The organism is Streptomyces sp. NPDC056480 (assembly GCF_042795405.1).
In the GTDB taxonomy this organism is placed as follows: Bacteria; Actinomycetota; Actinomycetes; order Streptomycetales; family Streptomycetaceae; genus Streptomyces.
Genome location: NZ_JBHTSA010000004.1, coordinates 176,704 through 191,366, shown reverse-complemented (window position 1 = coordinate 191,366; position 14,663 = coordinate 176,704). Strand labels below are relative to the sequence as shown.

Here is a 14,663-nt window from a genome sequence, read left to right as displayed (position 1 = left end):
GGCGCCCCCCGACCTCTCGGGCGGGGGCCGCGCGTTTTACCCCGCGGTCCCAACGGCCTGGCCCGCGATCAACTTCAAGTAGCCGGGGGTGGCCGCCGGGCTACACCGGCAACGCGCGAAGCGGGGCGACCCGCCCGCCCCGACTCACCCGCCCCGACTCACCCGCCGCAACCCTCCCGCCGTGACCCGCCCGTCGCGACCTGCCCGTCGTGACTCTCCCGCCGCGCCCTCCCGTCACAACCCTCCCGCCGTGACCCGCTCACCCCGCCCCTCGCACCCCTCCTGCCCGACCACCCCCTTCGAACCGTCGTAGCGGCCGTGCGGACGCGGCCGTGCGGACGCCGACTTCTCACGTGGCACTTCTCAGACCATCGGCACGCGCGCCTCACGGTGCGTGCGATAGGTTCCCGGCCATGATCGAACCCGGAACCTCCGCCTGGCCGCCCGCCCCGATACCGACCGAACGGCTCGTGCTCCGCGCGTCCGAGGCCCGGGACCGAGCGGCGTTCATCGAGCTGTTCGCGTCGCCGGACGTGGGCACCTACATCGGTGGCGCTCAGCCTCGCGAAGAGCTCGAACGCGCGGTACCCGAAGTGCCTGGCCGGCGCCCCGGCTGTTTCGTGGTCGCACTCGACGGAAGAATGATCGGGATGATCACGTTCGACCCCCGCGGTGTCGAGCGCCGGGGGCATGTCCGCCCCGTGGCCGGGGAGGCCGAGCTCGGTTACCTGTTCCTGCGGGAGGCATGGGGACACGGCTATGCCCTCGAAGCGTGCACGGCAGCACTCGGCTGGTTCGCCGACGCGCGTCCCGGCGAACCCGTGGTGCTCTCCACCCAGACCGCCAACGGCCGCGCGATGCGCCTCGCGGAGAAGCTGGGCTTCACCGAGGTCGAGCGGTTCGAGGAGTACGGCTCCGACCAGTGGTTCGGTGTGCGCCACTCGGCCACGCGGGCGGGATGACGAACAGCAGGAGGACGGGCAGCAGGAGGACGGGCGGCAGGAGGACGGGCGGCAGGAGGACGGCGGCGCCATGAGCGAGATCGGGCCGAAGAAGTTCGATGCGAGGCGCAGCTGACGCCGGCTGACACGGGCCGACACCGGCTGACACCGGCCGGCACCAGCTGACCGCGGTCGGCAGTGCGGCGGTGGATGGGGCGGTCCCGAAGGACAGGGATGACGACGTGCCTCCCGCGCCACGGTCCGCTTGATGCGTGCTCTAGGTCGGCAGCCCGCGAGCGCCTTCCGTCTTGGCGCCGTTGAGGGTCACGCCCGTGAGCCGCGCGCCTCGTAGGTCCGCGCCCGTCAGGTCGGCTCCGTTCAGGATCGCGCCGGTCAGGTTGGCCCTGCGCAGGTCGGCCCCCCTGAGATCCGCTCCCGTCAGATCGGCGTCGGTGAGGTTCGCGCTCTCCGTGACGGTGCCGGAGATGATCCTCGCCTGGAGCGACGTGTCCATGGCACTGAACTTGGCACCGCGCAGGCGGGTGGTCGTCAGCGACGCTCCCGTCAGGTCGGCATCGACCAGGACCGCGTCCGTCAGGTTCGCCCCGGACAGGTTCGCACCGGTGAGGTCCGCGTCCCAGAGCAGAGCGCGGGACAGGTCGTTGGGATTCAGGCGTACGAGCATGTCCGGGCGTGCCAGGGACGTCTCCCGCAGAATCGCGCCGCTGAGATCCGCGCCGGTCAGGTTCGTGTCCACGACGTTCGCGCCGGACAGGTCCGCACCCGTCAGGTCGGCGTCCCTGAGGTCGGATCGCAGGAGTTGTGCTCTGCTCAGGTTGGCCTCGCCGATGAAGGCGCTTCTCAGATCCACCCCCGACAGCGTGGCGTGACGCAGATCGGCTCCTTCGACGTTCACGTACCCGAACGGGGCACGCTCGTCAGGGAGGGCACCGCCCTCGGGGACCTTCGCGATGTCCTTGTAGCTCCAGGTGGAGAGAAAGAGCCCCCTCAGGTCCGCCCGGTTCCAGTCCACCTGAGCGTCCCCGTCGTGGCCGGGAGAACGGCGGGCCAGCACGTTCACCACGGCCACGACGTCCGTGGGCGGGCGGCGGTCGACGGGCGCCACCTGCCCCGGCTGCGGTTCCGTCGGCTCCTTCACGAAGCCGGTCGCGGGAACGCTCGCGTGCCGCCGCACGTACGCGGAGAGGACGAGGACGATCCTGGGCTGGTCGCGCGGTGAGTCCTGCATGATGCGCTCCAGCGCGTAGATCCCACCGAAACGCACGTCCAGCGACGAGGAACCGAGATTGGTGATCGCGTCGTTGAACCGCGCCGTGAGCTGGCCCTGCTCGGCGACGCGTACCTCCCGCCAGGTGAAGAGCAGCGCCACCAAGGCCGCCAGACCGGGCAGGACGGCCACCGCGAGCACGGGCCACTGCGACCGGCCGCGGCCGCCGGCATCGGGAGCGCCGGTGCCGCGGCGGCGGCGCCCGCGCCGCACCTCGCGCAGGTACGCGCTCCGATCCGGTCCTTCGCCGCGCGTTCGTCCCGTCACGCGTCCATCGGAGTCGACGCGGCCCGCAACGGCCCGACGCCACACCGCCTGTGCACCCGATCGACGTAGATGGCGAGTCGTGGGCCCCACCGGAACGCGCGGGGAACCCGGACTTCCCAGCCGTTCAGGGGACACGCGGGCCGCATCCGGGGCGTTTCCCGCCCCGCAGGGCATCCCTCGGGGAACGAAAGGGAGACACGATGCCGCTCTATCTATCGAGGTTCAGCTACACACCGGAGACTTGGGCGCGGCTCACCGCCCACCCCGAGGACCGCTCGAAGGCCGCTCAGGCATACATCGAGTCCGTCGGCGGGAAGCTCCACGGCTTCTGGTACGCCTTCGGAACGCACGACGGCTACAACCTGTGGGAGGCACCCGACAACGTGTCCATGGCCGCGGTCGCGCTGGCGATCAGTGGAGGCGGCGCCCTCAGCTCGTTCGAGACGACCGTTCTCCTGACCGTCGACGAGACCATCGATGCCCTGCGCAAAGCCGAACGCGTCCAGTACCGGGCGCCGGGCGCATAGCAGTCTTCAACGGAGTGATCAACGAGAAGCGCGATCGGTAACGAGTAGCACCGCCTCGCCCGCACCAAGGGCTGGCAGCAAGGGCCGGCAGCAGCTCAAGCCAGTCTGAATCGGGCCGTCGACGTCAACCGTCCGGGGCTTCGAATGTGTTCACCGCAGTCCGGACCACGGCATGGCGGCCGAAGGACACTGGGAACTCCAGCATGTGCCGAATTCCGGGGCCGCCCCTCCGTGTCAGTGGTGGACTCCGTGTCAGTGCTGGACTCCGTGTCCGTGCTGGACTCCGTGTCAGGCTGGACGCCTTGTCAGTACTGGGCCGAGTCCTCGGACAGGAACTGCGTGTCCCAGGGGCGGGGGCCGAACTCGGCGAGCGGTGTCGCCCACCGGCCCGTGCCGTGGTGGACCCTGAGCTTGTAGGGGTCGTCCGTGCGACTCCTCGCCATGAGGTCGGGTCGGCCGTCGCGGTCGAGGTCGCCCACGGCGGTGATCTCGGAGTAGTGGTTCCAGCCCGCGCCGATGCGCGTGCGGGGGGCGAACGTGCCGTCGCCCCGGCCGAGGTGGAGCCAGAGGACGCCGTCCTTGTCGCGGGCGAGGAGGTCACCGGCGGGCGCGCCGGCGAGATTGCCCGTGGCGGTGACGAGGTCGTAGATGTTCCAGCCCCGGCCCAGCCTCACACGGGCGGCGAAGGGCTTGCTCCAGCTGCCGGTGGCTTTGTAGAGCCACTGGTCACCGGCCTTGTCCACGGCGACCAGGTCGGGGCGGCCGTCGCCGGTGAGGTCGGAGCCACCGGTGATCAGCCGGTACGTCTGCCAGCCGCCGCCGATGCGGGTACGGGGTGCGAAGGGTTTCTTGAGGTCGCCGGTGCCCAGGTGCTGCCACAGGACACCGGACCGGTCGCGGGCCAGCACGTCCGCGTGCGGCGCGCCACCGATGTCGCCGGGCGTGACGAGCCGGTCGTACCCGCCCCATCCGGTCGTGGACCACTTCGCCTGGGCCGGAGGCACCTGGTCATCGGGGTCCCACGCGAGGATGTCGCGGGTGTCGTAGGCGGCCAGCCGACCGCTGCCCGACTTGACGAGCAGGTCGGGGCCGATGCTGTTGCTGAAGTTGTGCGGGAGGTGTGGGCCGTTCACCGTGAGGGTGCCGCTGCGCTCGTGGGTGGGGCCGAGGCCGTATCCGGTCCGGGCCGTCATCCGCCATGTGTACGAGCCGTGCTGGACGGAGCCGCCGCCGTCGAACAGGCCGGACCAGGTCAGGTCGGCACGTCCGTCCGGGCTCAGGTGGTCGGTCGCGAGGGTCGTCGTCCGCCCGGAGGCCTTGTGGGTCAGCACGACCTGTACGAGGGCGTTGACGCTCGGGGTGAACTGCCAGCTCAGTCGAGGGTGGGGCGTCTTGCTGAAGTCGACGCCGGTGGGGACGCTCTGGCCGGTCAGGTTCAGGACGACCGATCGGCCGGTGCGCGCCACGAGCGTGACGATCGGGTCGCCCTCGGGGCCGGCGGTGATCCGGTAGAGACCCTCGCCCTGCTCCACGGTGCCGCCCTCCACCAGGATCGCGCCCTCCCCGTCGTTGCGGATGTCGCGCACGAGGTCGAGGAGCTTGATCGTCCGGCCGTTCTTCAACGAGCGGGCCGTCAGGGCGTGGAGCGGGTTGGGTGCCGTGGCGTATCTGGCGTCGGAAAGGCCGTACGCGACCCAGTCACGCAGGAATCCGACCGTGAGCCGCGTGCCTTGTCCGAGCGGGATGCGCTCCGAGTCCTCCTGCCCACGCCGCGCGACTCGCAGAACCGCGCCGCCGTCGCTGGGGCCCTCGGTCCATGCGAAGTGCGTGGCGGACGCATCGGTGGCGAGCAGGTGGGAGTAGGGGCCCGTCCCGGCCAGGGCGCGGTCCTCCACGACTGAGGCGGAGCCGATGTCCACCAGCGCCGCGCGCCAGACACGCTCGTCCGCGGTCGGCTGGTAGCGAAGGATCAAGGTGTCCGGCGGGCTCACGTCGACATCGGCCCAGCGCATCGCCGCGGGCACTCCCTGCACGGTCCGGTGGATAGTGCGACCGTTCTTGTTGCTGAGGAGGTGGATGACAGCGGTGCCGTTGGGGTGTGGGGTGCTCAGGACGATGATGGAGCCGACCAGGCGCGAGAAGTGGGTGCCCGAGCCCAGGTGGCTCGCGTCGATCACGACGGGGGCGGCGTCCTGGGTGCCCATGTCGTACAGGGTGTAGACGTGTCCCGCGCCGCGGGCATGCCCGACGACGATGTCCGACCGGACACCGCCCGTATAGAACGCGGGTTCCGCGCCGCTCCCCCGGGGCAGCGTGGTCACGGCCCCGTCCGCGTAACGCGTCCAGTGGTACGTGTCCCGGTGCGCCCAGAGGAATCCCGAGGGGCCGCTGCCGAGTACGTTCGTGTCGGCCGGCATGTCGACGACAGCCTGCTCCCGCGTCCCGGTCCCCGCGGCGAGGATGCCCGTCGCACGGGCGGCGAACGCCGGGGTGACGACCAGGGTGCCGGTGACGGTGGTCACGATGGTGACGGTGGTGACGGCAAGGGTCGCGGCGGCGACTCTGCGACCGGTGATGCGGTTGCGGTTGCGGTGAGAGCGCACTGACATCCCCTTCTGCACTCGGAGAGGGGAGCCACGTCACCCCTCGACGGACCGGTCGTCACGAGCTTTCGCACGAACGACAGTCAGTCAGACATACGCGGCATGGAAAGGGTTGTACGTGGAGTCGGTGACGCTCCGCTATCACGGGAGCTTCCCTGACCTGCCTCCGCCGGCGCGCGGAGGCAGAGCCTGCCACGCGGACGCAGAGCCTGCCGAGCGGCCCGGCGTCGTCCGTGCGGCTGGCAGGCAGATCCGAGTGGGGTGGCGTCAAGAACAACTGCCGCGGATGCCCGGCGACTTCGCCGCGCCCTCTCTCGCTCTGGCTCCGCCCGGCCGCGCTCCCGACGGCGGCTCCGACGCCCGCGGTTCGGCAACCACCGGCCGTACGGAACAACGGACTCCTCGAAGCTCACCGTCTCGAAGGTCCTGACGTCCGTGCCGGACATCGGCGTCAGCACCCGGAGCCGGGAAGCTCGTCGAGGTCGGGCACGGCAGCGTCTTCCCGCGCGAAGGCCACCTCGCCGTGGACGCCGGCTCGTCCCCGGGAAGAGATGCGTCAGCGCGTCGTTCGGGGCGCCGTGTTCTCTCGCCACTCCCGGCCGATCGACCGCATCAGAGCCGGGTAGACCCCCAGGTAGCGGAAGGGCTTGATGCCGAGCATGTACAGCGAGCCGAGGCGGCCGTTCGGCTTCACCAGGACGGCCATCTGGCCGCGGTAGCCGCCGTTCCCGTCGGAGACCCAGCCGATGTGCATCACGCCGTGCATGGTCTTGTTGGCGTACTCGGCGGCCCACTCGTCATGTGTCTGGAAGACCGAGGTGAAGGGCGCCGCGCTGAGGTCGGGCCCGCGCGGGCCCTCGCGCAGGTCGTCCGGCAGCCGGTCGCGCAGCGTCGCCACCCGGCCGCCGACGCCCGAGTCCGGCTTGTCCCATCCGAGCAGCGCGCCGAGCTTCCAGCGGACCGAGAAGAGGAATCGGCCCACGGGGTTGCCACCGTCCGGACCGTCCTTGCCGTCCGCGATCTGCCGGACCAGGAGGTGCAGGTCGTCCGGGCCGCCGGGCGTCGGCAGCGCCCACACGTCCTCCAGTCGGAAGTCGTCGGCGATCTCGTGGATCCGCCAGGGGCGGGACGTGTGGTCGGTTGCGGGAAGGCGCAGGTCGCTCATGACAGATCCCCGTCTATACGGTGGCGTATAGATCGAGCATAGAACCCTTCTATACGGGGCCGTATACTCGGTCGGGACATGTGAGGGGAGACGGGAGACACGGATGGGCGCGATCCGCACACCGCGGGACAAGTGGATCGAGGAAGGGCTGCGCGCGCTTGCCGCCGGCGGCCCTGAAGCCGTCCGGGTCGAGGTCCTCGCCCAGACGCTCGGCGTCAGCAAGGGCGGTTTCTACGGCTACTTCCGCAACCGCGCCAGCCTGTTGGAGGAAATGCTCGACACCTGGGAACGCGGGGTCACCGAGGACGTCATCGAGCGGATCGAACGCGATGGGGGCGACGCCCGCGAGCGGCTCGGGCGACTCTTCGACTTCGTGGGGTCGAGCGAGACGCCCGTGACCGACGCCGGGGTCGAACTCGCGATCCGTGACTGGGCCCGGCGCGACGAAGGCGTCGCGCGCCGCCTCCGGCGGGCCGACAACCGGCGCATGGACTATCTGCGCGAGCTCTACGGGGCCTTCTGCCCCGACGAGGGCGATGTCGAGGCACGCTGTCTGATCACCTTCTCCCTGCGCATCGGAGACCACCTCATCGCAGCCGACAACGGCCCGCGCAGCCGCACGGAAGTCCTCGCCACCGTCAGGAACCGGTTGCTGGGCTGACGTCGCCGGGCCCCGAAGGAAGCACTCGCGTCGGCCGCCGGCCGACGGCGGTCCGTGGCCGCGAAGCCCTTCCTGCACGAGCTCTCCACCGGGCACGTCACCGCGCACGACCCTCACGATGCGGCAGCTCGCGCCACTGTTCGGCGTCTCGCCGGCGACGATGCGCGTGGGGCCCCGGCGCCCGCGCCCGCTGCCGACCCAGAGCCGGCCACCTGCCCGGCCGACGCGCTGGAAGCGTCGTGGATCGGGCACGACAGGCTGCGCGAGCGCCGCATCGTGCCGCGGTTCGCCTGCCGTGGCATCGAGACCTCCAGGATGCGCGGACCGCTCTCGCAGAACGCCGCCGGCCTCGTGGAAGGGTGCCCACTACCGGCTGTGCATGTGGAACGCCTCGAAGATCCGTCTCGCACCGGACAGCCGGTGCCGCGTCCGACCGGCCGGCCCCGGACTACCCCGGAAATGGTCCTGGCAGACAAGGCGTACTCGTCGCGTGCGCTCCGAACCCCTCCCCGTCGGCGCGGGATCCGGACGGTGATCCCACAGCCAGTCGGCCAGGTCACGAACCGCAGAGATCTGCCGAGCGAATTCCGGCTCAGGGACACTCAGGGCTTCCCGCAATGATCAAGAAGCCCTCGCTTGTGGACAGACGAGCTCGTGACCCAGATGATTGCCGAGGCGGACGCGGCCCTGTCCGTTGGACTGCCGGATCCGCCAGGACGTCTTCTACGTTGCCGGGCGTGCCGCGATGGCTCTCGATCTCGGCCATCTGGAAGCGGCAGAGCGCGAGGTCCGGCGTATCGAACAACTGGGTTCCGTGGAGCCGCGGGAGAGCCGCTGCGGCTGATTCGCGGCTTCTCGACGTTCACGGGTGTGGAACGATCTCTTTGCGTGACTGGTGTGATCACGGCATCGGAGCCGTCATGGACAGCCCTGTTCTCCTGGCTGAGCCCGCAGCAGTTCGGCAAGCTGGTGACGGCCCTGGTCCCCACCCGGGACCACACCATCGCCGAGCGGTCGAAGAACTACCGGTACTCCACCAACCATCGGGTCGTCATGGAGGCCGATACCCGCCGGATCGCGGTCGTCGGCCAACCCCTCGCCGGCAACCGCAACGACCGCAAGGCATGGGAGGAGTCCGGCGCCAAGGCCGCCGTCGGCAAGACCCTCACGATCGCCGACCACGCCATGCTCGGCATCGCCCGGATGCACAACCTCGCCCTCGCCAGATAGGCCAGCTGGCTACACGAGCACCGAGCCTGCCCGAGGTAACTCGGAGATCATTCACGGGACACCCCTTAGTGGTTCCCCACCGTGTGTCGTGAACGCCACTGCTACCCGTCGAGTCAGTCGGACCGGATTACAGAGAAACCCGAACAGTCGTCAAAGGCTCCTGCGACGCCCAGTCTTCCGCTGAGTTTGGTTGGATGGCCCTCCTCGACAGGCGCAACGAGGTCAACCATGACGTAGCCATCGGGCTGTTCGATCCATTCCGTTGCCCTCAGTTCCAACACCCCGCTGTCCAACGTTCCAGACATGCGGAACGACCCTCTGGGTACAACGGGGTTGTCGGGGTGCGGAGAGAAGGCGAAGACAGCGGTCAGCGCCTCGCCCCGGGAAGGGGCGATGGTCAGGTTCAGCCGCGTCGGGGTGGAACTGCAGCCGTAATGCCCCTGCCATGTTCCGATCACGCCGATCGGGTTCGGCGACGGTGCGGCACCATGTCCTGACGTCTCATCGGTCCGACCGGGACTGTCGGTCGTGCGCGTAGTGGTAGGGACCGGTGACGCGGGCGGACCGGTGATGGATGCCGAGTGTCCTGGTTCGTTCTGCCTTGCCGTGGTCGCCCACACCGTCGCCACGGTCCCCAGGATCGGAACAAGTATGCCGATCACCCACCAGGCCCATGGCGGCGGGACATTCGACGTGGAGCGCGATGACGGGGGTTCCATGTCCGGGTCAGTGCCGTCTGGAACCGGGCTTGTCGGCAAGTCTTCCCTGCTCCCCTTGGGCCGGCGAACATGTACGGCCTCATCGTCCTACAGAGCCGTGCGGCCGCTCACCCCCTTGCGCACCCCGGTTGCTCACCGGCGGACCTCCCCCTTGGGGACACACCCGAGCGGGATGGTGGACACCGAAGTTTCCTCGACGCAGGCTTGCCGTCCCGGGGCCACGCGTGGCGCTCGCTGACAAGGCGTACTCGTCCCACGCACTGCGCGCTCACCCGAGACGCCCTGGGATCCTAGTGATGCCCCCGCCTGCCGAGCAGGCGGCGAACCGCAAGCGGCTCGGCAGTCGTGGTGGGCGCCGCCGGCTGCAAGCTTCCTCATCCGGTTCACAGGTGATCCGGAAGAAACGGCCCAGATCCCCCTTCTGATCGGCGAGTCCGTTCTTTCACTGCATTCGACCATGATCCACTGGTGGGAGATCCCTGCTGACAAGGGCGTAGGGACCCCGCACAATCGCGGTATGACCGACATCGTCGACGCAGCCTGGCACGACATCCTGACCACTGACGGCACACCGTCCCGGACGGAAGGATCACCGCTTCTGGAACCGTTCGCCGAGCTCGTGCGGGTAGCGCATGCCGAACCGTCGCTTCGTCGGCTCTTTCCGTGGACCGGTATGTGGGAGCTGCACTTCAGCAGGTGCACGGCGATGGATTACACCTGGGACATCCCGTACATCGGCACGCTGAAAGACGGCGGGTACTACGTCGAAGGACCGCATCGGAGCAGCCCTCGGATCGCTGAGGCCGACAGCGCGCAGGCCGCGGTAGCGGTGGTCGTCGATCGCCTGCCGCCTCGGTGCGGACCGGCCTTCATCGGTAATGCGGGCGAACTGGCCGCTTACGAGAAGGCACGAGACATCAGGTAGCGCGGGCTCAGGCTCACCGGCTTGGCGGCGGGAGATCGGGGCCGATCGGGGCCCAGAACGGTTCTGAAGACGGCTCTGGCATTCGATGCCGCCCTGCGGTCGGCCTGAGCCCGGAGTCACCCTCGCGCTCTCAGACGGAGCTGCGGACCTCCTCGTAGTCCCGCTCCGGGACCGAGGTCTTCTTCCTTTCGCCAGCAGGCAGGGCGATCAGCAGCACAGCTGCTCCGAGAAGTACGACGACCGCGATCCAGCCCGCGCCGACGTGCATGGCGTGGATGAACGCGTCATCAGCAGCCTGCGCGAGAGTGGGCCGGTCGATGGCCGTGGCGACGTGGCGGGCCTGTTCGGCGGAGACCCGCGCCTGCTCCTGCACCTGACCGGGTGCGCCCTCCAGCGAAGGTTCGATCGCACGTCGGTACGTGATCGACATGATCGTGCCGCCCACTGCGATGCCGAGCACACTGCCGGTCTGTCGCACGGTGTTGGTGACGGCCGATCCCGCACCGGCCTGTTCCAGAGGCAGGTCGCTGACCAGTGCGGCCGTGACGGGGCCGATCACCATGCCGACCGAGAGTCCCTGTATCAGCAACAGGATCTCGATCCAGACGAGCGGAGTCTGGAGGCCGAGGAACCCGTACCCGCCCATGGTCAGGGCAGCCATGGCCAGCGCCGGCACGGTGACGAGGCGCAGCGGCAGGCGTCGAACCAGGCGCGAGGCAAGGGGCGCCCCCGCGAGCGCTCCGCATGCGGTCGGGATATTGGCCAGACCCGCCTTCATCGGCGAGAAGCCGAGCGCGCCTTGCAGATAGAACGCGTTGTAGAAGGTGATGGCGGCCACGCCGAAGAGCAACAGTCCGAGCGCCACATTGCCGCCACCGAAGGCGCGTCGAGCGAGCAGTCGCGGATCGAAGCTGGGCAGCGTGACACGCAGTTCGACGAGGACGAAGACGGCCAACAGAAGCAGACCGACGATAATCGGAGCCCAGACGTCGACACGACTCCACACAGTCACCTGTCCCGCTCGGATCAGCCCGTATGCCAACGCCACGAGCCCACTGATCGACAGCAGCATTCCAGCGGGGTCAAGGGGCCGCAGAGTGGGACTGCGGAAATTCGGTACCAGCACGGCAAGACCGACCAACGTCATTACCGCGACCGGGACATTGATCAGAAAGACCGAGCCCCACCAGAAATGATCGAGCAGGAATCCGGCAAGTACCGGTCCCGCAGCCATTCCGACACCGGCCGATGTCGAGAAGATGCCGATCGCCGCAGCCCTCGCGGCGCCGGTAAAGGTCCACATGAGGATCGCCATCATGGTGGGCGTGATCAGCGCGCTGCCCACGCCCATCGCGGCTCGAGCCGCGATCAGCTGGCCCACATCGCCTGCGTACGCCGCCCACAGTGAGGAGCCGACGAAGATCACCAGACCCGTCGAGAACACCGTCCGGTGACCGAACCGATCGCCCCATGCGCCGGCGGTGAACATCAACGTGGCGAAGGCCAGAGTGTACGAACCGGTCGCCCATTGCAGCTGACCGGGATCGGCCCCCAGTCCACGGACCGGGTCCGCAAGCGTCTCAAGCGTCGTACTCAGGACGGTATTTTCCAGCCAGATCAGCAGCGAACACAACATGAGAACGGAAAGAATCAACCGCTGCCTGGATTTCGGCAGCGTTGGAGGCACGGTCATGAACACCTTCGGTATCGATCAGCGGAATCGCGAACGACTGGACCATAAGCAGTCTCCACGACGCCGTCAAGCTTGAAATTCCTCGCGAAAACCATTGCGGGTGAAGGGACTTCATGCCCTCTGATGGATTTGCGGACTGAGTAATTCTGTGCCTTCCGGCGGATGTGCGAGCTGTAGAATTCAATCGCTTCGGCGGGTTGCGGCGGAGCGGATTTCCTGCCCTCCGGTGACCTGTCGCACCGCGTCCGAGCTCAGCCACGCTGCCACCTTCCCCGAGCCCGAGGAGACACGGATGACGCAGAGCGACCGACGGCCCATGGACCTGGACGCCTACGAGGAACGCGCGCGGCGCGGGCCGTGCTTCGTGTGCGCCTTCCTCTCCGGGCACCCCGACTACGCGCACCACCTGGTCTACGAGGATGCCGATCACGTCGCGTTCCTCGACCGGTGGCCCACGCTGCCCGGCAAGGTGCTGGTCGCCCCCAAGCGGCACATCGAGCACGTCGTCAGCGGCTTCACCGATGACGGCTACACCGGCATCATGCTCGTGGTGCGCAAGGTGGCCTTGGCCGTCGAGAAGGTCTGCGCGCCGGAGCGCGTCTACCTGCTGTCGCTGGGCGCCCAGGGCGGAAACTCCCATGTCCACTGGCATGTCGCCGGCCTTCCGCCCGGCGTGCCCTACGGCGAGCAGCAGTTCCACGCGCTCATGTCGGAGAACGGTGTGCTGGACGTCTCACCGGAGGAAGCCGCCGCGGTGGCGGAGCGGCTCCGCGAGCAGCTCTCGTCATGACGATCGGGATCGAGCGGCCGTCGGCCGGCGGCCGACCGGCGTCGGCCGAGGGAAGGCCCGGCCCGGGCACAGTGCCTGCCGGAGCCTTGCGGGCCTCGCTCTGGTCGTCGCCGGTGACCGTGGCACCGTGATGCCCTCGTGTTCCGCCAGGTCGGCGAACGCATGGACCCGGGTCCACACCCGCCAGGACCCGGCGCACATGTCGATGGCGTCGTCGGGGGTGACCTCGGCGCGCCGGCCGGCCGGCAGGATTCTCGGCGGCCGCGGGCAGTGCTCCCGCACCCCCGGCTGCAGCGCCGAGGACGAAGGCGGTCAAGGGCCTTTCCTCATCGCGCTGATGAGGAAGCGTCAGGGGGTGCGCCACGCGTCGGCGGGAAAGATCATCTCATTCGAACAGAAGCCGCGCTTCGCGTGGGCTTCGAAAGAGTGGCTCTCCTCCGTACCGTCAGGCCACGCTCCCGCAGACGACAGCACACGTCGCAGCGCACGCATCGCACCTTTCATTCGCCTACATAACGGTAAACACCGTTGCCATCTCGTTAAACGTTTACTTCTTGACGACAATGTGACGGCCGAGTTGACTTCGTGCAACCTCGGCCGCAACGTCGCGGCCTCGTCAGGGAGGCAACCCTCAATGAACGCAGTGACGCGTCGCGCCGTCATAGCCATGGCCGCGATGTCGATGGCCCTCTCACTCGCCGCATGCGGCGAGGCCGACGGAGGCGGCGGCGACAGCGGCGGCAAGGGCAGCTCGACCAAGATCGGCCTGCTCCTTCCGGAGAACAAGACCGCGCGGTACGAGGCACTGGACAGACCTCAGTTCGAGAAGGCCGTCAAGGGCGCCTGTCTCACGTGCGAGATCGTGTACAACAACGCGGTCTCGGACGTGGTCAAGCAGAAGCAGCAGTTCGACCAGCTGATCGCCGACGGCGTGAGGGTCATCGCGCTCGCCCCGGTCGACGCGACGAAGGCCGCCGGCTGGGTCAAGGAGGCGCAGGGCAAGGGCGTCAAGGTCCTCGCGTACGACCGGCTGATCGAGGGCGCGGACGCCTACGTCAGCCACGACAACACCAAGGTCGGCGAGCTCCAGGGCGAGGCCCTGCTCGCCGCCCTCGGCGCCGAGGCCGCCTCCGCCAAGGTCGTGATGATCAACGGCGACGAGAAGGACCCGAACGCCGGTCGCTTCAAGGAGGGCGCCCACACCGCCCTCGACGGCAAGGTCGGCAAGATCGCCTACGAGGCCTCCGGCGAGTGGGACCCGAAGGTCGCCGGCGAGAAGATGTCCGCCGCGATCTCCTCGGTCGGCAAGGACAAGATCGACGCGGTCTACTCGGCCAACGACGGCATGGCCGGCGGCATCATCACCGCTCTTGAGAACGCCGGCATCAAGAACATCCCGGTCGGCGGCCAGGACGCCGAGATCGCGGGCATCCAGCGCATCATCGCCGGCACCCAGACCTTCACCATCTACAAGAGCCCGCTCGAGCTCGCGCCCAAGGCCGCCGACCTCGCGGTCGATCTGCTGATGGATCTGCCGCTCCGGGCCAAGAGCGAAACCAACGGCGTCCCGTCGATTCTCCTCGACCCGGTGGTCGTCACCAAGACGAACATCAAGTCCACGGTCGTCGAGGAGGGCATCTACACGGCCGCAGACATCTGCTCCCCCGAACTCGACGCCCAGTGCACCAAGTTGGGCCTCAAGTAACCTCCGGCGGGCCGGCCGTCCGCCCGGCTTCTTGTACAAGAGGTGAAGACTCCAACTGACGGAAGTACGCCGGGAATGATCCGGCTCCTCTGCTCGTCGCGGGGGGGGCGGGGGCCGCGCCGCCCCCCCGGGCCCCAGCGCCAAAACGG

General features: G+C 68.8%; 11 protein-coding genes and 1 pseudogene. 8 read left to right on the top strand and 4 right to left on the bottom strand.

Annotation, left to right across the window (positions count from 1 at the left end; all coding sequences use genetic code 11):
* Window positions 1-413 precede the first annotated feature (413 nt).
* The gene (locus ACFQ79_RS04090; RefSeq protein ID WP_383579249.1) at window positions 414-962 is read left to right on the top strand and encodes a GNAT family N-acetyltransferase; all 549 of its coding nucleotides are present in this window, start codon (window positions 414-416) and stop codon (window positions 960-962) included.
* A 256-nt stretch (window positions 963-1,218) separates the two neighbouring features.
* Here the strand turns inward: ACFQ79_RS04090 and ACFQ79_RS04085 are convergent, their stop codons facing one another.
* Complete coding sequence (locus tag ACFQ79_RS04085; protein ID WP_383579248.1) at window positions 1,219-2,496, bottom strand: pentapeptide repeat-containing protein; 1,278 nt, start codon at window positions 2,494-2,496, stop codon at window positions 1,219-1,221.
* Between the two features lie 200 nt (window positions 2,497-2,696).
* On the opposite strand from ACFQ79_RS04085, the gene ACFQ79_RS04080 reads away from it, so the two are divergent.
* Window positions 2,697-3,023, top strand: coding sequence for a GYD domain-containing protein (locus ACFQ79_RS04080; protein WP_383579247.1), 327 nt, complete (start codon window positions 2,697-2,699; stop codon window positions 3,021-3,023).
* 305 nt (window positions 3,024-3,328) lie between these two features.
* Here the strand turns inward: ACFQ79_RS04080 and ACFQ79_RS04075 are convergent, their stop codons facing one another.
* Entirely contained in the window at window positions 3,329-5,626 is a 2,298-nt protein-coding gene (locus tag ACFQ79_RS04075) for an FG-GAP repeat domain-containing protein (protein ID WP_383579246.1), read from the bottom strand.
* 556 nt (window positions 5,627-6,182) lie between these two features.
* Window positions 6,183-6,791 carry a DUF2867 domain-containing protein gene (locus ACFQ79_RS04070; protein WP_383579245.1) on the bottom strand — a complete coding sequence of 203 codons (609 nt, stop codon included), beginning with the start codon at window positions 6,789-6,791 and terminating at the stop codon, window positions 6,183-6,185.
* 103 nt (window positions 6,792-6,894) lie between these two features.
* Between ACFQ79_RS04070 and ACFQ79_RS04065 the strand changes: the two genes are divergently transcribed.
* The 4 genes and pseudogenes from ACFQ79_RS04065 (at window position 6,895) to ACFQ79_RS04050 (ending at window position 10,326) form a co-directional block, all read left to right on the top strand.
* Window positions 6,895-7,452, top strand: a complete 558-nt coding sequence (locus ACFQ79_RS04065; RefSeq protein WP_383579244.1) for a TetR/AcrR family transcriptional regulator — start codon at window positions 6,895-6,897, stop codon at window positions 7,450-7,452.
* A 420-nt stretch (window positions 7,453-7,872) separates the two neighbouring features.
* Window positions 7,873-8,019 (top strand): annotated as a pseudogene (locus tag ACFQ79_RS04060) (IS5/IS1182 family transposase); the annotation flags it as partial.
* A gap of 321 nt (window positions 8,020-8,340) precedes the next feature.
* Window positions 8,341-8,682, top strand: a complete 342-nt coding sequence (locus tag ACFQ79_RS04055; RefSeq protein WP_383579243.1) for a hypothetical protein — start codon at window positions 8,341-8,343, stop codon at window positions 8,680-8,682.
* Window positions 8,683-9,918: 1,236 nt separating this feature from the next.
* Window positions 9,919-10,326, top strand: coding sequence for a DUF6193 family natural product biosynthesis protein (locus ACFQ79_RS04050; protein ID WP_383579242.1), 408 nt, complete (start codon window positions 9,919-9,921; stop codon window positions 10,324-10,326).
* A 130-nt stretch (window positions 10,327-10,456) separates the two neighbouring features.
* On the opposite strand, the gene ACFQ79_RS04045 is transcribed toward ACFQ79_RS04050, so the two are convergent.
* Window positions 10,457-12,019, bottom strand: coding sequence for an MFS transporter (locus tag ACFQ79_RS04045; protein ID WP_383579241.1), 1,563 nt, complete (start codon window positions 12,017-12,019; stop codon window positions 10,457-10,459).
* 292 nt (window positions 12,020-12,311) lie between these two features.
* Between ACFQ79_RS04045 and ACFQ79_RS04040 the strand changes: the two genes are divergently transcribed.
* Window positions 12,312-12,809: an HIT family protein gene (locus tag ACFQ79_RS04040; protein ID WP_383579240.1), complete on the top strand. Its 498-nt coding sequence runs from the start codon at window positions 12,312-12,314 to the stop codon at window positions 12,807-12,809.
* A gap of 634 nt (window positions 12,810-13,443) precedes the next feature.
* Entirely contained in the window at window positions 13,444-14,514 is a 1,071-nt protein-coding gene (locus tag ACFQ79_RS04035; protein ID WP_383579239.1) for a sugar ABC transporter substrate-binding protein, read from the top strand.
* Window positions 14,515-14,663 lie beyond the last annotated feature (149 nt).

What these genes read in the sequence shown, in the direction of transcription:
- ACFQ79_RS04090 (WP_383579249.1), top strand. Translation starts at nt 414, where the DNA reads ATGATCGAACCCGGAACCTCCGCCTGGCCGCCCGCCCCGATACCGACC.
- ACFQ79_RS04080 (WP_383579247.1), top strand. Translation starts at nt 2,697, where the DNA reads ATGCCGCTCTATCTATCGAGGTTCAGCTACACACCGGAGACTTGGGCG.
- ACFQ79_RS04070 (WP_383579245.1), bottom strand. Translation starts at nt 6,791, where the DNA reads ATGAGCGACCTGCGCCTTCCCGCAACCGACCACACGTCCCGCCCCTGG.
- ACFQ79_RS04065 (WP_383579244.1), top strand. Translation starts at nt 6,895, where the DNA reads ATGGGCGCGATCCGCACACCGCGGGACAAGTGGATCGAGGAAGGGCTG.
- ACFQ79_RS04050 (WP_383579242.1), top strand. Translation starts at nt 9,919, where the DNA reads ATGACCGACATCGTCGACGCAGCCTGGCACGACATCCTGACCACTGAC.
- ACFQ79_RS04045 (WP_383579241.1), bottom strand. Translation starts at nt 12,019, where the DNA reads ATGACCGTGCCTCCAACGCTGCCGAAATCCAGGCAGCGGTTGATTCTT.
- ACFQ79_RS04040 (WP_383579240.1), top strand. Translation starts at nt 12,312, where the DNA reads ATGACGCAGAGCGACCGACGGCCCATGGACCTGGACGCCTACGAGGAA.
- ACFQ79_RS04035 (WP_383579239.1), top strand. Translation starts at nt 13,444, where the DNA reads ATGAACGCAGTGACGCGTCGCGCCGTCATAGCCATGGCCGCGATGTCG.